The organism is Duganella paludis (assembly GCF_054461335.1).
The window spans coordinates 2997994-3016472 of the sequence record NZ_CM136922.1; the positions used below are offsets into that span (position 1 = coordinate 2997994).

14 protein-coding genes are annotated in these 18479 nt (G+C 51.5%); 6 read left to right on the top strand and 8 right to left on the bottom strand.

All coding sequences use genetic code 11. From position 1 onward, the window contains the following. Window positions 1–89 precede the first annotated feature (89 nt). The 4 genes from ACXZ1M_RS13420 to ACXZ1M_RS13435 are packed head-to-tail and all read right to left on the bottom strand — an operon-like array spanning window position 90 to window position 3747. Window positions 90–1208, bottom strand: coding sequence for a hypothetical protein (locus ACXZ1M_RS13420; protein ID WP_459053635.1), 1119 nt, complete (start codon window positions 1206–1208; stop codon window positions 90–92). Further along, complete coding sequence (locus ACXZ1M_RS13425) at window positions 1205–1906, bottom strand: hypothetical protein (RefSeq protein WP_459053636.1); 702 nt, start codon at window positions 1904–1906, stop codon at window positions 1205–1207. The genes ACXZ1M_RS13420 and ACXZ1M_RS13425 overlap by 4 nt, the downstream gene beginning before the upstream one ends. Window positions 1907–1961: 55 nt before the next feature. Then, a complete protein-coding gene (locus ACXZ1M_RS13430; RefSeq protein WP_459053637.1) occupies window positions 1962–2957 on the bottom strand; it encodes a TraB/GumN family protein in 996 nt (331 codons plus the stop codon). Beyond that, window positions 2929–3747 carry a hypothetical protein gene (locus tag ACXZ1M_RS13435; protein ID WP_459053638.1) on the bottom strand — a complete coding sequence of 273 codons (819 nt, stop codon included), beginning with the start codon at window positions 3745–3747 and terminating at the stop codon, window positions 2929–2931. Before ACXZ1M_RS13435 ends, ACXZ1M_RS13430 begins: the two co-directional genes overlap by 29 nt. Before the next feature lie 213 nt (window positions 3748–3960). Between ACXZ1M_RS13435 and ACXZ1M_RS13440 the strand changes: the two genes are divergently transcribed. Further along, window positions 3961–5058: a hypothetical protein gene (locus tag ACXZ1M_RS13440; protein WP_459053639.1), complete on the top strand. Its 1098-nt coding sequence runs from the start codon at window positions 3961–3963 to the stop codon at window positions 5056–5058. Between the two features lie 17 nt (window positions 5059–5075). Here the strand turns inward: ACXZ1M_RS13440 and ACXZ1M_RS13445 are convergent, their stop codons facing one another. Further along, window positions 5076–10274: an NACHT domain-containing protein gene (locus ACXZ1M_RS13445; RefSeq protein WP_459053640.1), complete on the bottom strand. Its 5199-nt coding sequence runs from the start codon at window positions 10272–10274 to the stop codon at window positions 5076–5078. A 248-nt stretch (window positions 10275–10522) separates the two neighbouring features. Between ACXZ1M_RS13445 and ACXZ1M_RS13450 the strand changes: the two genes are divergently transcribed. Continuing rightward, on the top strand, window positions 10523–11653 hold the full coding sequence (locus tag ACXZ1M_RS13450) for a hypothetical protein (RefSeq protein WP_459053641.1): 1131 nt from the start codon (window positions 10523–10525) through the stop codon (window positions 11651–11653). A gap of 38 nt (window positions 11654–11691) precedes the next feature. Here the strand turns inward: ACXZ1M_RS13450 and ACXZ1M_RS13455 are convergent, their stop codons facing one another. Continuing rightward, the gene (locus ACXZ1M_RS13455) at window positions 11692–12441 is read right to left on the bottom strand and encodes a hypothetical protein (RefSeq protein ID WP_459053642.1); all 750 of its coding nucleotides are present in this window, start codon (window positions 12439–12441) and stop codon (window positions 11692–11694) included. Between the two features lie 57 nt (window positions 12442–12498). Here ACXZ1M_RS13455 and ACXZ1M_RS13460 point away from each other — a divergent pair, with 57 nt between their 5' ends. The 4 genes from ACXZ1M_RS13460 to ACXZ1M_RS13475 all read left to right on the top strand — a co-directional run bounded on the left by ACXZ1M_RS13460 (window position 12499) and on the right by ACXZ1M_RS13475 (window position 14886). Further along, window positions 12499–12924 carry a helix-turn-helix domain-containing protein gene (locus tag ACXZ1M_RS13460; RefSeq protein WP_459053643.1) on the top strand — a complete coding sequence of 142 codons (426 nt, stop codon included), beginning with the start codon at window positions 12499–12501 and terminating at the stop codon, window positions 12922–12924. 27 nt (window positions 12925–12951) lie between these two features. Continuing rightward, a complete protein-coding gene (locus tag ACXZ1M_RS13465) occupies window positions 12952–13638 on the top strand; it encodes a TniQ family protein (protein ID WP_459053644.1) in 687 nt (228 codons plus the stop codon). Continuing rightward, on the top strand, window positions 13635–13874 hold the full coding sequence (locus tag ACXZ1M_RS13470; RefSeq protein ID WP_459053645.1) for a hypothetical protein: 240 nt from the start codon (window positions 13635–13637) through the stop codon (window positions 13872–13874). Before ACXZ1M_RS13465 ends, ACXZ1M_RS13470 begins: the two co-directional genes overlap by 4 nt. Before the next feature lie 247 nt (window positions 13875–14121). Next, complete coding sequence (locus ACXZ1M_RS13475) at window positions 14122–14886, top strand: hypothetical protein (RefSeq protein WP_459053646.1); 765 nt, start codon at window positions 14122–14124, stop codon at window positions 14884–14886. 168 nt (window positions 14887–15054) lie between these two features. Here ACXZ1M_RS13475 and ACXZ1M_RS13480 read toward each other — a convergent pair whose 3' ends face one another. Together ACXZ1M_RS13480 and ACXZ1M_RS13485 are read right to left on the bottom strand one after the other, a co-directional pair. After that, window positions 15055–16401 (bottom strand): hypothetical protein, encoded by a 1347-nt coding sequence (locus ACXZ1M_RS13480; RefSeq protein ID WP_459053647.1) that lies wholly within the window; start codon window positions 16399–16401, stop codon window positions 15055–15057. Beyond that, window positions 16398–18476, bottom strand: a complete 2079-nt coding sequence (locus ACXZ1M_RS13485; protein WP_459053648.1) for a hypothetical protein — start codon at window positions 18474–18476, stop codon at window positions 16398–16400. The genes ACXZ1M_RS13480 and ACXZ1M_RS13485 overlap by 4 nt, the downstream gene beginning before the upstream one ends. Window positions 18477–18479: the final 3 nt, after the last annotated feature.

Below are 18479 nucleotides of genomic sequence, written 5' to 3' on the forward strand. Positions count from 1 at the left end.
TACCTACCGTTGTACCTGTCGAATTTGAGACAACAGTAGTTCCAGCGATTGAGTTTACGAGCGCTCGTCTCAAGTACAAGTCTTGCTCACTAGATGAGCTTGGCTTTCTGATAGCACTGTTCGGCTTCTTCGACCTCTCGTTTAATCAGCTGAATATCGGCAATCGGCATACCGAATGTAAAGCTTGGCTGGACTTCCTTATTACTCTTCGGCAAACTGGTATGCCGATGATCCCATCTAATGGTTTGTTCGGGGTGATCCTTCGCATCGTCAATTCGGCGAACATTTTCCTGTTTGCTTCCCTTCACTGCAGGGGTAAGTACCATATATGCATAACTATCCAACTGTCGCGTGTAACAGCGTAGGATAATTTCGAAGCCTGACTTTCGCCGACCATAAAAAGTTTGCCGATCAAGATCTTTCTTGTACACCTCGCAGTCCAATTCCTTTAGCGCTCGTAGCGCAAGAGTTTCAGTGGCTTGAGTCTGTTCAATCGGTTGTATATCAAATGGCACCTTGATGCCGAACTTCTCCGCCAAGAATTCAATCAAAAATTGTCCGTTTGCCTCTTCCGCATGAGGCTGGCACAGCGAGAAACAGATGGAAGATGCTCCAGTGTCAGAACGCCCAATCGTCATTGTCATGATCCTAGAGCTTAACTGATCACATACAAAGCAACGATCACCGGTATCTAATAGATCTACGTTTGTGACGAATGTATTGGCGACACGACCTGACTGCAATTCCGTGAGCGTCTGGTTCGCTGTAGATTGGTAAATTTCTTGATAGCGTCGAATACGCTTGCCTGCACCGTCCGCGTCGACGATCTGGTTCAGTTGTTCCTGCGACATCACGTCGACCACGGCAATGTTCGCATTCTTCTTCTTTGTGAGAAAGATCGCTGCTTCCAAAAATGTGAGCTGAGAAAAGTAAACGCGTGCCAGTGGCAGGTGCTCGTTGGGTGCAACGACGAACGCTGCGACGATAGGGTGGATCTCATTTCCATTATTCCCCCTGACGATCCAGATACCGTCTGCGGCAGACCAATGCTCGTAGAACCTGATATTAGGAATCTCGATCTCCAAGCATATTGCTTCTTCGTTGGTCCAATTCGGTGACGCAGCGGCAACCAAACTTTCGACAGACACCAGCACGCCTTCTTTCTCTACACACCGCTGAACCGACGCTATGAACGCAGAGTAGCTCATGGCCTCTCCTGAATCGATGCGCCGGAAGCATATGCTGGCCGTTTTTCGGAATCGGAGAGGCAATACCATTGCAAAAATAAAGCGAGCTCTTTTTCCTGATAAAGCTGCGGAGGAAACACAGCCAGCAGATAATAGGTGACATACATTGTCATCGGCAGTGTTGCCAGCATCATAGGAACATATCCCTGTATCCAGAATCTATCGACACTGCCCAAGGCCGCGAGCAACCCGAGGAACAGCGTGAGCTGGATGGCAAAAACTGAACGTCCAGCAGCTGGTGGATGTGCCTGACCAAGCTCCGACTCCAGTTGAATCATTCCACTGAGCTCTTTTACCCTATCACGCGTGATCCCCTTCGCCAACAGGCTCTGCGAGAACAGTTTAAAACGGAAATATTGAAAGTCTCGGCGGTATTTATATTCCAGTCCGATCTCATTGTCTGCGACCGGATGCGCATTCCGAAGGGCTGGCGTAATAGCCTTTCTCGCGAAGTGAATAGGACCGAGTGCCGCTACCATGATCAGGACATTTTGCTGCAGTTGGCCTGCCAACATCAACAAGACAGCAATGATGAGGCCCAAATAAATATCGGCAAGATAATAGAGACTGGGCCGGCAAAGTGCTGCGGCAAGCATCTGCCAACGCGAAAACCGTGTAAACTCATGACGAATTGTCCATGCATCATGTAACTGGCGCATCGGCGCTCCTTGTGTACGAATTTGAGCGAGCTGGCTAATCAATCAAGTAGCAATCTCATCTATCAACATCGCTAGTAGGTGTGATTACGGTATCTGCTGCTGGCAAGCGGACCTCTCGAATTCGATAGCCCGATTTCGCCAACAATGCCAGAATCCCTTCGCGCCCTGGTAGATGTGCCGCTCCCACTAAAACAACGGCACGCCCTTGGTTCAGCTGGATTTTAAGTGGCGCCATCCAGGCTTGGTTGCGCTCCTTCACCATGATGCGGTAGTACCTTCGTGCTTCGTTCGTGCCCACAACCTGCTCGTTGATTGTCACGATCGCTTCGAAATCGCCATCGTTCAGAGCTTGAACGATCTTTTTAAATTCCTTATCGATGTCCATCGTCAGCGCATGATGCAAAGTCGCTCGATAAACGCGTTCGGATATCGATGCCCGTCTTTTTTCGATTGCTTCCTGCGTTTCCAACGCAACGGTAGCGACACCACGCTGATCTGCTGCACGTTGCAAGAGCGAATCACGCGACATCATCCCCGGTGGAGCACAAGGGCTGTAAGCAATCATGCTGAATAGCCTAGCGCTTCGGCTGAGCATCAACAGGTCCATAAAAGACTGCGGAGTTTGCACACCTGTCGCACAGGATAAGTTGGCGCGCAATGTCTCTACATCCACATCGGACAAGGATGCCGCCCAATCGGCACGTCTGGTCACGCCATCTGGCCCGAGGCGCAGGTGGCGAGCGTCGGCAAGCGGCGACGGTGCCTGAGGCTGATTTTCAACGTGCTCGACAACATAGACCCTAGCCGCATCCAGTACCGAAAGGGCTGGTTGACGCAGTTCGGCATGAGGGACATGCAAACTGCCGATCACCAGGCTTAGTTCGCCGTTCGGTGCACGTATTTCGTAAGCTGGCACACCTCCAAAAGGAGGCATCACGCCGGCTTCCAGAGCAAAACTGCTGGAGTGGAAAAGTGTGGTCAGCAGCAGGCTACGTAGAAGAAAGCCCACAACCTGAACTTTGTTATGGTGCGATTGTACGGCGCGGCTCATCTGGTTCCTCCGGTTCGTCGATATCGTCCGAGGATAGATTAGGTTCTGGCATGTCAGACCAAGCGGCATATTTCGTAGGCGATGGCTGGTACCAGTCGAGTTTCGGATTCATGCTTGGAACGGTACTAATCGCGACCTGCAGAACGACGGACGGCGGTCGAAGGGAATCAGCTGCACGCTTAATAGCATTTACTGCGTCTGGGCTGAAATCCAGATTAAACCCACGCATATTTGCGCCTAGGTTTTCAATCCACGGCCGGCCGAGTGAGCGTAATCGTGCCGCGTGCCGCACCGCATCGTCTTGGCGCAACTTATTGACGAACGCAGTAGGGACAGCTGTTGCGATTCCTTCATATCCTTTTGTAGGGTTGGACTGGACTTCATAGAACAGGACATGGCCAGCATGCGTGGTTTGATGGATTGCGGATAGTTGTGCTGGACGCAGCGCCAAAAAACCTTGCGGGTGACCATGGGGGCCATAATACCCACGTTTCGCTTCGTAAAAGGCGACACCTTCAAGGAAGTCCGCCGGGCCGAGATACACCCGCACGAGAAGTGCTATGTCGCCAAACTTCCGTTCGCTAAGGCCGCGTAACTTAAATGCCTGCCACGTCGTTTTCTGGCCCGCATCGTCCCAAGACAGCTCAGTACCGGTTCTTTTTAAGACGCTCAACAGACGGGTGGTAATGTAGTCTTCCTGCCATCCGCTGATAGCTCCGTCCTCGAAGCATTCCGGCAGCACGGCAGCCACGACTTGCTCGCAATTACTCAACCATTCGGAGTATTTCATCTGAAGTTAACTGATTTTTCCCACGGGAAACATAATCTAATTGCCAAATAAAAGCAAGTACGGGCCATTTAATGACTGTTGAGGCATATTGATTCGCATGAGCGTTTAGGCAATTTTCAGTGTAACTTAACAGCTTGGCCCTGCGAGATTGGCGCGGAGACAGTTCGTAATCTCGCTTTACATCTATGAACGGCTCAAATAATGGTGATAAATTTGAAACTTGACGGACTACACAAATTGCAGCGCGAGCTAAAACAAGCGCAAGAAGCCTATCAGGGAGTGGAGGCGAAGTTCAGTTTTGTAGCAACAGATCCAACTGCGATAGAGACTACGTTGGCTGCGGCAGACCGATGTATAGACGAGATTGTTTCCAAGTATCCTGGAAACGGCATTATTAAAAAGATGGGCGACCAATACAAGGTCGGATTACGTAAGCTAATTCTAGAGCGAGCACAGACGGCTCGAGTGGCGGGAGAGAAATCAATGCCTCAAGGCAACACTATTTCAACCTTATTGGATGAGATTCGCGAAGCTATTTTGGATCTTCAATCCGCCGATTACCAAACAGCTTCCAGACACTTCAAGGAACTCGCGCGACTGGTGAGACGGCCCGAATTGGAAGACCTAGTCAACTCGCTGACTACCAGTCTAGACTTGGATGCTTGGCTAGCGCTTGGTTACGCGACGCAAGGAGGCATGGCTGGTAGTGCAATTTTGGATTGGCCCGATAGTTCAGAGGCTGAGCTCGGCATGACGATCTTATTAATTGATCGATTCGCTGAGGATGCAGATTTCCCGCTCAATTTCGCTATAACCTTCTACAACGCAGGAAACAGCTACACATCCAACCTTCGTAAGTTAGTGGGAGGCGTTCTTGTTCCCTTTGAGCGGAAATTTTCGCGCTTTGTGCAAAATGCGCTACCTACCGCATCACCCCAAACCCAACAGAGCTATCCTATGAATAATTTCGTCTTCAACAACTCAACAGTTGGTTCCGTTTTGACCGGCGATTCGTCGATCGCAAACGTCACCATTCATCCCGAACAGTCCCAATACGCGCAACTTGAGAGCACACTAAGCCAATTATTAGAAGGTTTAGAAAAAATCCCAGCTCTTCCACATCATGACAAAGGTGAGATTACCGAGTTAATCGCAGACACTCGTACCGAGCTTGCTAAAGTTAAACCTAGCAAAGCACGGCTCGGGGCACTTCTTCCTATGATCGGTACGGCGGTTAGCGTCGTGTCAGATTTGGGTGGCGCCTACAGTGCAGTACAACTTGCTGCGAATGCGCTGGGCTACAAGATCTAGAACTGCGTGCCTTCGTTTCAAATACGAGCCAACGCCTCCTCAAGCCGACTGGCCTCAGGAATGCCGAGCGATACTAGCGCAGCTACTATGCCATCAATAGCATCACGAATCGGTAACTGCGAATCAACGGCAGCAGGAACTTGGGTGCAAATGTTCTCCACAATCGCGCACCAACGGCGGCCGAAGCTATGATCCACCCAAAACGGTCGAAAGTCTGAGTAAGCACCGAGCCATGCTCCTCCCGCGACAACTAGAATGTCGAGGTATTCAGGATGCGGAGCGACCTCAAGCAGATTCAGCAACACCAGCGCAACGAAAGGCGATGGTGCTGACTTCGTTAAACCTTCGAGCAGCGGTAGAAAAGGTCCAACGCGTTCAGCGCCTTTTGGGTGCAAATAACATTTCGTGCTTTGCGCGAAGTAATGGTCGTTGAAAAATAGTACCGCGATCGCAGGGCCGATGTGCATTTCTATCGACATCTCTTTGCTTCCCTTCAGCCGCTCCCAACCACGGCTTGTCATCATGCGCGTCGCCAGAGCTGCCCGAATCTCAACGGCAACTGAAGTCGAAATGTCACCCTCTCCAAAATATACGCTGTCGATGCCGCGCTGAAAATCGGCGACCACATTAAAGAAATGCCTGTCTGGCAAGGTGGTGATGGGCTTCACGACCATCGTCGTAGCTTCCTCAAACTTGAGCCCTGCCATGCAACGTGCTGCAAGCGCAAAGAAAGCATTGTTCCACTCCATCGGCGGGTGATCAGCTTCATCCCAATCGTCTAATTCGGCGCCATTTGCCCTGATCGTCCAAGGCATATAAGTCCTGACCAACTCCAAGAACCATGGAGGGGCTTTTTCATCAAGCAGACCATGGGCTTGACGAAGCCACAATGCAGCAGCTTGATGATTAAAATACTCCGTGGCAGGCTGCGGTTCCGGTATTTTTTCATCGATACGAGGTGTTTGGGGAAACCGAACCGATTTTTTCCGACGAGCGTGCTCATGAGGAGCGAGTGGCCATTTCGGTTCTTGGCCGCTATCCATAAGCCACTCGATCTCTGCATCAACCGCAGCCTTCGCACACTGCAGCCGCCGTTTCGCACGTGCGGTAACCTCTTCCGCCGCCAAATTCCATTCGCGGTTCGGTACTACACAGGAGCTTAATGCACATCGCAACAACGCTGGCGGTAGTCGAGAATCGATAGCCGCCAAAACTGAAATGGCTGCGCCAAATCCGTGCGCCACTGCGGGGTTATCGCCTGCCACAATTTCCAGTAGAGCGCGAACATCCTCCCGTGAATTGCGATATCTTAGTGCATAGATCATCCCAAGGTATGCGGTCGCTGTCGGATTGTAGTGCAGCCCGGTACGGATTTGATGCACCGGGTCATCCTCTCCTGCATTCAGAGCAGCCTCCAGCTGAGCCCGAGCCCATGCTTGATTCTGAGCTCGTAGCGCGTCATCGCCGTCCCTCATTACGATCATTGCGGCTGTAAGTACTGACATTTTCTGCATGCGTTGCGTGCCATCATCATCACTCTCTTCGAGCATGGGACCGGCTTCGCTTGCTACGCGACGAGCCCATGCGACAGCAGCCGAGCGGGCTTGAGGCGACAAGTACGATGGATTTTCGACAGCGAGCCTTATCGCTGACTGGGTCGCTAAATCGGCCGTAGATGCGGCCGCCACATCCCTTAACGCTTGAAGATGTAATTGCTCCGCGGCTGGTGATACATACTGTCGTGCCGTTTTAATTGAGCCATCTGTCAGGGGTACAGCTACCTCACGCCAATTCGCCGGCTCGGCGAGATTTAACGCATGCAGAACCATAAATGCAGGGTTGCCGAGTGTGGATTCAGGATCTGGAGGACCGAGGCGCACTGCCGCCTGCTGAAGCAGCGCAACTAGCTTGGCTCGCTGCTCTTGCGTTACCGTCAGCGCATAGTTGCCGATCATTTCATCCAGAGTTGTTCGCCTAGACGCGCGCCGCTTAAGTTCCACTCTACTGACAGAACCACGCGGTTCGGGACGCCAAGCGCCCGCAAGAACGAAATCCAACTCTTCATGGCTATCGTGGACTTGGCGCGTATGGTCAAGACAAAGCAGTTCAGGGCACCCCAGAAATTCAGCGGCGACGTCCTCTGATTTGGGCCAATGGGAGATGATCAAATCCACTGCCACAAGCAAATAGGCGGCCGGGGAAGCAACGGGGCCCAAAACGTCTGCGAGAACATCCTCAAAGGCTGCTCCAGTATCAATCCGATGATGTGCCCACGCTTCGAGTGCCATGAGCGCAGAAGTGACGCTGTAGTAGTGGCTTCCACGTGACCAGAAATAGGTTTGCGTCCAAGGAAAACTACGGGGACCACCAGCCAGTGGGAGGTTGATCATATCCGTTTCAGGGCTGCGTCCGCGACTCCCATGCGCAACAGCATGATCGACAAGCTTTCTGACCAGTGCCAGCCCGTCCGTCGGTGCATTGGTTAATAGGTCGAAGAACGGCCCCTGTGCAGGAGACGCTGGGAGGAATTCGCTATCGAGGAATGTAAAAGCTTCCTCCCGTTCGTGACCAAAGTGATGATCGCGTGGTCGCAGCTTCTCTATTAGTGCTTGGGCTGTGATATCCGCCAGTTCCGCAGGTGCGGCCTGCGCCAAAGTCCCACGCATCTTCAAGATGCTACGCACTAGGTCATCGTTATATTTGCTTTGCGCCACTGCCCGCAAGTACTCTGCCGCGAGTTTAGGTGTATGTTTGCAAAACATCAGAAAAGCGCTGCGCAAATCGGACTTGAGTGACTGCAGCTGCTCGCGTTGGAGGCCAGCCCAGAAGACGGCCCCCTGATTAAGTGATAGCATCGCATCACTCGGCTCCATCAACCTCAACCAGCGGTATATGTGGCGCGTTACGAGCGGTGTTATGTCGGTAAGCCCGAAAGTTCCGATTGAAAAGGTCGTGTACAACTCAACGATCTCAGGAATTGCTGCTGTCGGCACCGTATCACCAAGGCTCAACAGCCAGAGGATCAACTCCAGCCACACCGATCCTCGCGGTATGTTCAAATTCGTTGGAACAATTTCAGGATCAACACCTAGCGCCCGCAACACATCCGGTGTCCATTGAGTTGCCGCAGGAACGACCTCTACTGCCAAGACAGTGCGGATAAGTTCGCGGAGCAGCGCAGCATTGTCTTTATTTAGCTCAGGAGCTGCACGCTGCAGCGCCACGGTACCGGCCTCGGTGCGCACGAGCGCGAGCATAGCTGCACGACGCCAACTCTGATGTGCGCCAGTCCGGCTCAGACGCCCTACCAAGGAATACCAAGCGCTACCGTCCGTGGCACGCTCGATCGCGGCACGCGCTGCTAGCTCAATTCCTCTTGCCAATGTCGCAGGTGCAGGTCGCTCCAGACTTAAGCGATCAATCCAGCTACCGTCTGCGTGTAGTACATTTGCGATCGCCCATTCTCTGAAAACATCATGGCGGAAAGCGACCTGATCAATTCCCAGATTCCGGAATGTTCCGCTGGCGATCAATGCGTCGATAGATTCAGATGACCTGCCCTTAACATCAAGTGTATCCGCCCGACGAAGCGTTTGCTCCGCTGCATCTTGGAGCAGTCGTCCACGGTCACGCCATCCCTTATCGACAATTCCGTCTGCGGTCTTCCACCATTGCACCGCCATGTCAATTTCTGTTCGCGGCAAAGGATCTGTGACGGTCTGGCCCGCAAGACGCGCTAAACGAAATAGATTTCGCGTCACTTGATGCGCCGGGTGGCTGTCGGCCAAGAGTTGCGCAAGCGCTGGATCGCCTGCCTTCAACTGTTCAATCTCCGCCTTACTTAGACCATTGATCTCGATGGGCGTAGTTCGCCCCAAACGGTCAAGAGCATCGGCAGGTAGCCAAGTTGGTTCTTCAACATCGAATCCTTGTCGGACCGTAGTAACGAGGGCGATACCCGGCACAGAAGCAGCCTCCTGTACAAGATCAACCACTGTCAGTCGCTCTTCGTCGGTGAAAAAGTCGAGGTTGTCGATAAAGAGGACCACACCACCGTCATTCGCAAGTTCAACCAGGAGCTCGCGGATGCTGCCATCGAAGCCAAGTTGTGCCCGCATTGCCTGCCACCCGCGGGGCACGCACCGTCCGGGACTTAGCACCACAACTTGACCTTCGGCGCTCAGCTGCTCCGCCAAGTGTCGCAGCACTCCTGACTTTCCGACGCCAGCGTCCCCCCTGATCTCAACATAGCGACCACGATCAAGCGCATCGTAGACAGCAGCAATTCGCTCTTGCCTAGTCAGTACAACATTTCCGACGCGATTGCGAATATCTGCGACGGCCAGTCTCGAAGCCTCGGCTAAAGCCGAACGCGCCGTTGCATGACGCCGATCTCCGACAAAACGAAAGCCGAGGGAGGAAAGCAACTGTAGCAACGTCTCTCGTGTGCGATCCCCTCCATTTTTGGCGACGTTGATCGCCGTCTCGACGAGAACTCCCCATAGCGCTCCGGCCCGGGAAACATCATCTCCATGCAAAACATGCGCGGCACGTTCGCGCGCAAGATCCTCAGATGCAGAACCCGTTGCTGTGAAATCGAAAGTGAGTATCTGAAGTCTGCGGAGCAACTGCCATGTAGAGATGTCGTCGTCAGGTGCGCCTTCATCGCGAAGATGAGTTCTGAACGTCTGTACGAATGCTCGCATGTCATCATTCGCTGCGCCAGCGAGGCCGATTTGAGCGACGAACGTGGTCGCGTCACCAATCTGTCGCGCAAGCATAAGTACGTCTTGATACGCCCCATCAATCTTTCGTGATCCCTTCGTGGTCGCGATCGCCAATTCGTAGCGGACTTTGGAGAAATCCTCATGGCGCGAGGCTCTCACAATCTGACCAACTACCTTACGAAATATCGGGTCCGCCGGCGAAAAAGTTATATCCCTTTTAACCTGGATCTCAAGCACAGCCTTACCACCAGAAATATCGTGGGCATGTATGACGACATCGTCGAGCGCCCGGCCAGTATTGGCTTGCTGAAGAGCCACACGCTCAATCATTGTTCCAGGCAGCCCGCGTGGTGGAGCGCAGCTCAACATTGCTAACAAATAAGAGGCAGCAACCTGGCCTTCAAAATGGCTCCCGGCTGGGCCACTTGCCGCCGTACTAGTGGCCAGTGAGGCGCCGTTCGTTGCTGCAGGTTTGTTGTTCTCGTTCAAAGTCTTTGCGCCCCTATTATCAGTAGGTAATAAGCTGTGGAGTCCTAGCCTCACCTATTGGCTTGGATTTTATTCCATCAGCACATGCTATAAGTTGCTATTCCTTTTTTGGAATGTTTTATTTGCCAAAGATGCTCTATAGTTGCGTTTCAGTACAATAATTCTCAAGATATACCGCGATAAATGCCCCCGCCTCATTGAAGCTCTTGCGGGGCGCGTGCGACAGTCATGTCTCATGAGATGATTTTATGCTGCAGAATCGAAAGGCCGATGAATTCTCGGCCGCCTTCATAAATGCAATTCCCAAACAGTCCTTATTCGTGATGTCTTACCTCCCGAACAGCCTGACCGCAGATCAACTCACTCTATTGGACGCTCTATGGGAACGTTTGTGCGAGACAGGAACATCATTCCCGAAGCGAAGTCTCTTGCGGGTGTTGGGCACGCAGCCATTTACCGATGTCGTCGCAGGCATGGCACCAGGACTCTTTTTTGAACAATTCGAATCTGGCGAACGAGGGTACGCATTGACGTTACTAGGTGCGTTATCGACATCGAAAGGCAAAGTACTGACGGACCTTTTCATCCGCCTGTTGGATCTGGTGAAATCGTTGCACCAAGAAGACTGCGAGTTACGCCAAATCGACTCCGATCTCATCTGTGCAAAGCTCGGATTGTCTGCAAGCGAGTCTCGCGAGCTCGCTGGAATCACACGGATCGTTAACTTGCCCACCATGCCTATTTATTTTGGCGGGCAGTCAGCAGACCGGAGTAAATGGTTTCTTGCAATTACTGAGGACGTGATTGAGCTATGTCATTCGCCGAGCAGCGTAACTTTTTTTGAAAATAAGCTTGCCATGGCGACTCGCCCACCGGAACTTTGCGATGTATCGTCATCGTTATTCCCTGCTCAGTCATTTGGACTTGGATTAAGTTGGGAAGCAGTTGTCGGTGTATCGAGTTCAGAAGACTCAAAATTCGTGACCGCAGCGCGACTGGACTCATTGAGGCGTATAGAGCACCCTAATTTTGATTGCACCCGCTTGATTTGCCTGTGTGAAGAGTTAAACGCATGCGCCGCTGGACGCCATGCCCACGCAGTCATCTTCCTTACGCGAGCAATCCTTGATCACATCCCACCTGTGTTCAATTTGAAGTCATTTGCTGAGGTAGCTGCCAACTATGGCGGTGGGGGGAGGTCGTTCAAAGCTTGCGTAGAACGCCTGGAACAACACGTAAGGAAAGTGGCAGATCGACTTCTCCATCAATCTATGCGAAAAAGCGAAATGGCTCCTGAACTCAAAGAGGTCGCTTTTTCTCAGGAACTAGAAACGGTTCTCGCGGAAGTTTGTCGGATACTTAAGCCATCAAAATTTTAATTTTCGCAGCGCTGCCAGATAATCAGCATTTGTCCGTGTCATCTACACAAGTCCCACTGCAGCGGAGACTCCCAAATTGTCGATGGAGAAAAACCTGTTGGACGGAAATTTGGGCTGTCCTTAAAGTAAGCGGCGGCGATGTGAATCTGTACTTTGTCGTCCGTAATACTCTCGACATAACCTGAATAGATGATGCCGCGCCCATATTCCTTACAAACATGGGCGCCGATTTTGCGAATAAATATCTGATCACGTTTGCGTTGCTCCGCGACTGCTAGGCTGGCATTTGTATCAGCCACCAACTCTTGCTCACGCTTGGCCATCAGTTCCTGGTCGGTGATGTATGTATTGCCTGCAATGGGGTTTAAGAATCCCTGCGGCGTCTTTTTAAACCGATCCAGTACATTGATACGCTGGCCTGCCCCTCTAAGAACGTACACCATCCCGGCCTGAGCTTCAAACTCGTAAGTATAAGGCGCGCAGCTAGACCATCCTGAGTTACCGCATGTCGTAGCCTGAACTCTGTACCGCCCAGGTAGCACGTTCACGCCAGGGCGTGTCAATACACCTGCTAGCACATTCGGCCCTTCAATCGACATCTGCAGTGCCGTTCTCTGTGAACCGCTAAAGACTGAGGTGATAGCAGCACCATTTCCATAGAGATCCTGCGGCACGACCAATGCGAAATTCTGCAATTGCTCTTTTGGTATCTGCGTTGTGGCACATCCGGATAACGCAAGCCAGAAGCCCACTACCAAGCATCTGAAAGCAACGTGTGAAATGAGCATCAACTATCTCCATCCCTCTCTATATATGCAAAATTTGTGGTCTTACCACATAAAGCGATGTTACCAGAATTCAACGGCGATACCACCATTCATGTGGTTACTAGTCATAAGGTGTGGAAGATGGTCACGGCTCGGCAGGAAGAGAAATTTGCAAAAAGAATCGGGCAGGCATTGGCCAAGCAGCGCATTGCGCGCAAATTGACTCAGGAGCAGGTCGCTGCGAAGGTGGGAGTGGAACAAGAAACGATCTCAAGATTCGAACGCGGCGCCACGCTGCCACCACTGCTGCGGTTAATTGATCTCGCTGAAGTTTTTGATGTACCTCTGGATGCCCTCGTTCGCGCCGGCTCCGCCAGATCAATCGACCAAGCTATTGATCTGGCGGCTTTGCTCAATCGACTAAACGAAGATGATCGCGTTTGGGTACACAACTGGGTCACTGAAATGTGCGCAAAACTCTCAAGCCGTGATGACAAGACGTGATGAGAGGTATTCGGCCTACGTAAGATCATGCTTATCACGCGACCATATCCTGACGAATACTGTCGAGGCCATATTGCCAGACTCGGGCATCTCAATGGTTTAAGTTCTATCGCCGAAACAATCGCTGCATTTGAGCGATTGAGCAACCAAGGCCTAGCGGCAAAAGACAAGCTCAGTAAAATTGCAGCGGTCGCTCAGCAATGCGGTATGCCATCAAAACAATACATTCATGAGCACACCTTCCTTTCATATCTCGCCTTCACTGACTGGAGCGGAGACACATGGAACAGAAGAACGCAAAATAGAAGGGCTTTAGTTGTACCTGGCTCTCGGCCGCCACATCTATGCGAGGACTGTGTTGCAGACGATTTGATAAAGCACAGCGTCAGCTACTGGCACCGAGCACATCAGTTTCCAGGAATGTACTGGTGTGTTAAGCACAACTCGATACTCAGAACCAGCCCGATAGAAGATGACTTCTTTCACATGCCGCACCGCCAATTGCACTTCTCAGTTTCGGCTTCGACAAACTTAGATCATCACTATAGTAATCTCCCGGAGCTACTCGTACGGTTTCACAAGGTAGTCGAACTCATGATCAGAAGCGAAGCACAGCTCACCCACAATGCTGTTAAACAGGCGCTGCGGCAGCGTCTTGACATTCTTGGTCAGCAAGATCAAACGATCGCCAAGATGAACAAGACTTCTTTTTGAGCGACCTGCTCATTTCTAGGCTTCCAAGAGAATGGCTCGCCGATATCTTCCCAAGCATCCATAAAAAGCGAAGTCGACAAATGTTTGGGTTGATCGATTCGGTTATTTTAGAAAGCTCACCGAAACCGTCGAACAGCGCAGCAATTGCATTCTTCCTAGCGCTTTTTTTCGATGATCCAAAAGCGGGCTTTGGCTATCTGGTACCTATGTCCCCAATAAAAGCGAAGCAAAAGTGATCTATTTGGATTAAGTCCTACCAGAGCTTGAGCGCGAACTTGGTATGCGAATAGAAGATACCTGCGTTCCTACCAAACACCCCACAAGCCTTGAAATTTTGCCGATCTCAGGTATGCTTGTGGCGTGCCGTCTGGGCCAAACCTGCCGCCGGGTTAAATCAGACTGTTTCTTACCTATACCCGTCCTTCAATCTATGGTCGGTGCGTAATCGGCGGACGCTGGCCAGTAAATTGATTGGAGGTTGTTATGTCTTCCATTTTGCTGCGCAAAGAACACCTTGCTGAGGTTAAAAAAGCGCTTCGAGAGGAATACCCTGAAGTTGGTTCATCCCATTTGAGCGAAGCGTTGGCCGCCGCGCTCGGGTTTCGAACACATGCATCCTTAATTGACGCCATGCAGTCGAGCAGCGATAACGACTACGTACTGCTCGTGGATGAGGATTTTGATAGCCGACTGAAGGAGTTGGGCCACGAACCTGATTTGTCGTTTGGATTTGAACTCATTGACTCGCCGGTGCTGCTCAAAACCACTTGTAGGCGCGCATACGATATTCACTATAAGAGCCAGCGTGAAAAGGCTTACCGCAACATGGTGGTGGCAGCAGTGAACGAGGGACTCCGGCGCAAACTCTTCACACTGCGGCCAGAGGATAACCGCTGGCCAGGTTGGACTGGGCCTGACAACCCGCATGATCACTCGTCCGTACGCTTCTCATTCGAACTACCCAACGGTCTTCCAGCGATGGCCTATGCAGCCGATGCGGGATATTCCGAGTTAGCAATCAACGTAGCGATTTGTCCGGAAGCGAAGGCCTCCGACTGGTTATCCAATTATCAAGCTGGTTTTAAGGCCGGCAATGCGTTTGCGGCATCATGGCTTGAACGCGAACGGGGAGCGTGGATTCAGTCCGCGACCGGTAGCTTCAAATGCAGGAACTCCTTGCTCGGCCAATTGGCTTCAATGGAAATCCGGCCTGCAGGGTATGGGGATCGTGGCCGCGTAATCATGTAAGCCATAGGTGTAGCGCCGGCAGTATTGCACATCCATTCGGTATGCCCACCTGCGACAGTCCTTCGCAGCATTGCGCTAGGAAACTGATGCAGGTGAGCACGTAGGGCAAGGTGAAGCAGACAGCGGCCGGCTACTTACTAACATCGGCGCAAACCATTCGCGTAACCCCTATTTTGGGGACTGGTTTCTGTATCGTGCTGCGTTTTCCTGTAAGTCACTCGCAGACAGTTTCTCGCGCCGTCGTTGAGATGTAGCCTGATGCTTTGACCGATGCATCGGCGCCGCAGCCTGTTCCTGCTTAGCGGCCATTCGTTCATCCTTCGTCATAGCATCCCAGATCACTACCTCGGCCACTTTTTTAGCCCTGACGTCTTTCAAGGCCTGCAGGTATTCATTTTCCAACGAGAGGTCCGTGGGTATCGGACAGCGCAGATCATCTCGGCCTTTTGTCCCATCAATTGACTGCACAATGAGTTCTTCTATGTCTGTCCGTTGATCGAAGAAATCTGGCGATCGGTATGCGAACTCAATATCCTCCCAAGAAACTGTGGTCTTACCACGCCGGCGACATTGCCGATAGCCGACAATCAGCAACTTTATGAGTTCGCGCTTCAGCCCTGCGCACAACGACCATAGTTCATTCCGCTTTTCTACAAAATCAAATTGGTAGACCCCTGGCACGGCGCGCTGATACTCAGTCAAGACTGCGGCCCAATCTGCGCTCGATGGCAAGTCTGGCAGTAGTAGAATAAGCGGCCGCCCCAGAAGTCGCTGACGTTCTTCTTGAGGTCGTTTGCGCAGCCGATGTATCAGGCTGTAATTTCCGATAAAGACTGTGGGCATGAGTAGGTAAGACAAACCTAGTAACACTTGTGCAATGCGGGTAGAGGCCTGACTGCTTTGCGAAATGAACTGGAGCTCATCAGCAATCAATAGCGAAGTGCCACATATATACTGCCATCGCGCGCACGCATCAATTGAAGTGGCCGCACGAGATCCCAATGTCCCTAATCCCGATGTAGGTCCAGCTAACGTTTGCAGCACGCCAGATAATTTCTTTATCGTTTTTATGGCCACATACCTGGCTGCGATCAACGGAATCGCTGGATGATAAGGGTCCGGTTGAATGGTGGATGATTGCGGGAGAATCCGCATCAATGCATGCGCGAGTTGGGTCTTGCCAGTGCCCGCAGGGCCCGTGAGTATATATGGTAAGTATGGCTCTGTATCATTCTCGCCGTCATAGCATTGACGCAAGAACATGGGCATATCCAAATAACGCGACAGCGAATGGCTATGCGCGTGCTCAATAAATTTATGGAGAATTTCAACAGCCCGTGACGTAGCTACAAAAATCTCTTGAAGCTCATCATCAATGCGAGAGCAGGCATGTTCAACGGTATCTTTTTCCAACGATAGAAGCTGGCGTGCAGGCCGACCTGCGCGCCGTTTAATTTCATCAATATCCAGAATGTCTTGAAACCTTTTTGACCAAGGGTTTTCCTTTTTGCTCATCGGGCACGACCACCTTCATGCTCAGCTCTAGCTTCAGCAGCTTCACGCTTGGCCTGCGCAGTTCCTCGGCGTGCTCGACCACTTTTTGTGGTGACGCTGTCCGACTTCTTTCCTGTCTCTTCCTCGAAACGCATCCGCATTTCAGTATTAGAGGCATGCACATGCTCCTTGTGAATAGAACGCTGTTGGCGCTCGTGCGCTTCCCATTGCTGCAACTCTTCCAGAGTTAAATTCTTTGCGCTCTCTTGAACGCGCAACGCCAGTTGAATCTCTAACTCAACCAACTGGCCTCCGACTTGAATCCATATGTACCGAACAGTCCCGTCAAGGTGGTAAGCCTGCATATCCAACCCTTGCGATCGGGCTACCTTATCCAATATTCTCGTGGCACGTAATTGTTCTGAATCATATCTACGGCTATTCAAAAATACGCCATCGGCTCTTACTTTTACTGGGATGATAGATAAAAAATTTCTCACCGCATCTTCAAAGGATATTCGCTGAGCATCATTTCTCCCTAACCTGTCCATAGCTTCCCAAACTCCTATCGGAGTGGGGGTACGCACTTTGTCCACAAGATCTGGTGTCAGGCGCGATTGCACCAGCATGCAATCATTGTCACGAATCGTAGCCAAAATTTCGCGGCGGATCATTTGTGTCGGCCTGAGTTGAGACTGCCTATGAAAAGGTGCATCCAAGTTGCTTGTCGTCTTCGGATGAGAAGACTCAATCACTGCTTTAGACTGTCCTGAGTACGAAGGCGTTAGCTCTCTAATTGCTGGCTTGAAAACAATGTCGCGCGCGAAGGCTGTGGGAGTAGCGCCGACTCCGCGATCAGTGATGTACTTTGAAGGCAGGCCGATGGTAGGCCACTCTTCTGGCTCGATGGTCATTCCAAACAGCGCACAGTACTTGACCTTACAAATCGCAGCACAAAACATTGCCATGCGATATGCCGCAGCACGTTCTGCGCCCTGACTAAATCCAATACCGACAATTGCTCCACTCGCTACATCTCGCAAGCGGACCTCACAAAGGGGCGGTAGGGGACATCCGTCGATAATACCGCTTGGCAAATCCTCGAAGAAATAACCATCGGCTTCAACGGACTCCATCAGGTTACTCACCGCTTCCGTGAAAGGGCCTTGTGACGGAGCCAGCTCCATGCGCGCACGACCTCTGCCGATCTTGATTTCAGCAACCGTGCTCGTTCCGTACTCTTTACCGACACAATAAAAAAACTGTCGTTCTGAGGGATATGGCAAACCATCAGGCTGAACGTAACTCTTTCGTCGGTGTTGGCCGGTGATCACTTTGCACTCGAAGACATACTGCAAAGTTTTCTCATAAATGATTCCTCTCTTAACCCCTCTGCGAGCAAAGCGATCAAATCCTTCGATGATTTTCTTGTACATGGTTTCGTCGACGTTATAGCCGTGGTGTTTCCCTTTGTACGTTGATGGCGCACCGCGTTTGACTGTTCCCACACTACTCCGCTCCCAGCGGCCTATTGCCGCAATACCGTAATGCAAAGCGAAGCGATTCTGACCGAAGAGAATGTATGTCAAAAACCAAAGACGCAATCGGCGCTCGTTTTGCACAGGAGTGCACTCTCGCGCATATTTGTTGATCGCCTTCTCAGGTTTTTCAGAGTCGAGGATATCCGTCTTTATGTTCAACAATGGTTGAATAAGTTTCAGCCGATTGTCGATCCGATCACTATGCCGCACGCGCGCGTTCCGTCGGTTTTCATCCGACCAACCTAGATCTATGCCTTCATATCCGGCTAACCATGGCGGCAATGTCGACTGACGCGCGCAAGGTAAAATTTTCTTAGTTTGAATACCTTGCTCGAACTGACATCGAGGCAGCACGACCATCTGAGTGCGATATTGAGCCTCAGCGTCTGCTACAAGTTTTCCATTTCGTGTTCTGCCAGACGGAGACACGATGTACTGCACAAGCGTTACTCGTTCCGTGCGCGCACTGCTGCGTAGAAAATAATAAGTAACATCTTTTTCCAACTTCTTATAGCCGTTGGGTGCAATGAGCTGGGTACCAATTTGAATGCCCATGGC

Coding starts and splice junctions, on each gene's coding strand:
- ACXZ1M_RS13435 (WP_459053638.1), bottom strand. CDS start 3,747: ATGAAATACTCCGAATGGTTGAGTAATTGCGAGCAAGTCGTGGCTGCC.
- ACXZ1M_RS13475 (WP_459053646.1), top strand. CDS start 14,122: ATGTCTTCCATTTTGCTGCGCAAAGAACACCTTGCTGAGGTTAAAAAA.
- ACXZ1M_RS13450 (WP_459053641.1), top strand. CDS start 10,523: ATGCTGCAGAATCGAAAGGCCGATGAATTCTCGGCCGCCTTCATAAAT.
- ACXZ1M_RS13485 (WP_459053648.1), bottom strand. CDS start 18,476: ATGGGCATTCAAATTGGTACCCAGCTCATTGCACCCAACGGCTATAAG.
- ACXZ1M_RS13425 (WP_459053636.1), bottom strand. CDS start 1,906: ATGCGCCAGTTACATGATGCATGGACAATTCGTCATGAGTTTACACGG.
- ACXZ1M_RS13460 (WP_459053643.1), top strand. CDS start 12,499: ATGTTACCAGAATTCAACGGCGATACCACCATTCATGTGGTTACTAGT.
- ACXZ1M_RS13465 (WP_459053644.1), top strand. CDS start 12,952: ATGCTTATCACGCGACCATATCCTGACGAATACTGTCGAGGCCATATT.
- ACXZ1M_RS13480 (WP_459053647.1), bottom strand. CDS start 16,401: ATGAGCAAAAAGGAAAACCCTTGGTCAAAAAGGTTTCAAGACATTCTG.
- ACXZ1M_RS13455 (WP_459053642.1), bottom strand. CDS start 12,441: ATGCTCATTTCACACGTTGCTTTCAGATGCTTGGTAGTGGGCTTCTGG.
- ACXZ1M_RS13430 (WP_459053637.1), bottom strand. CDS start 2,957: ATGAGCCGCGCCGTACAATCGCACCATAACAAAGTTCAGGTTGTGGGC.
- ACXZ1M_RS13420 (WP_459053635.1), bottom strand. CDS start 1,208: ATGAGCTACTCTGCGTTCATAGCGTCGGTTCAGCGGTGTGTAGAGAAA.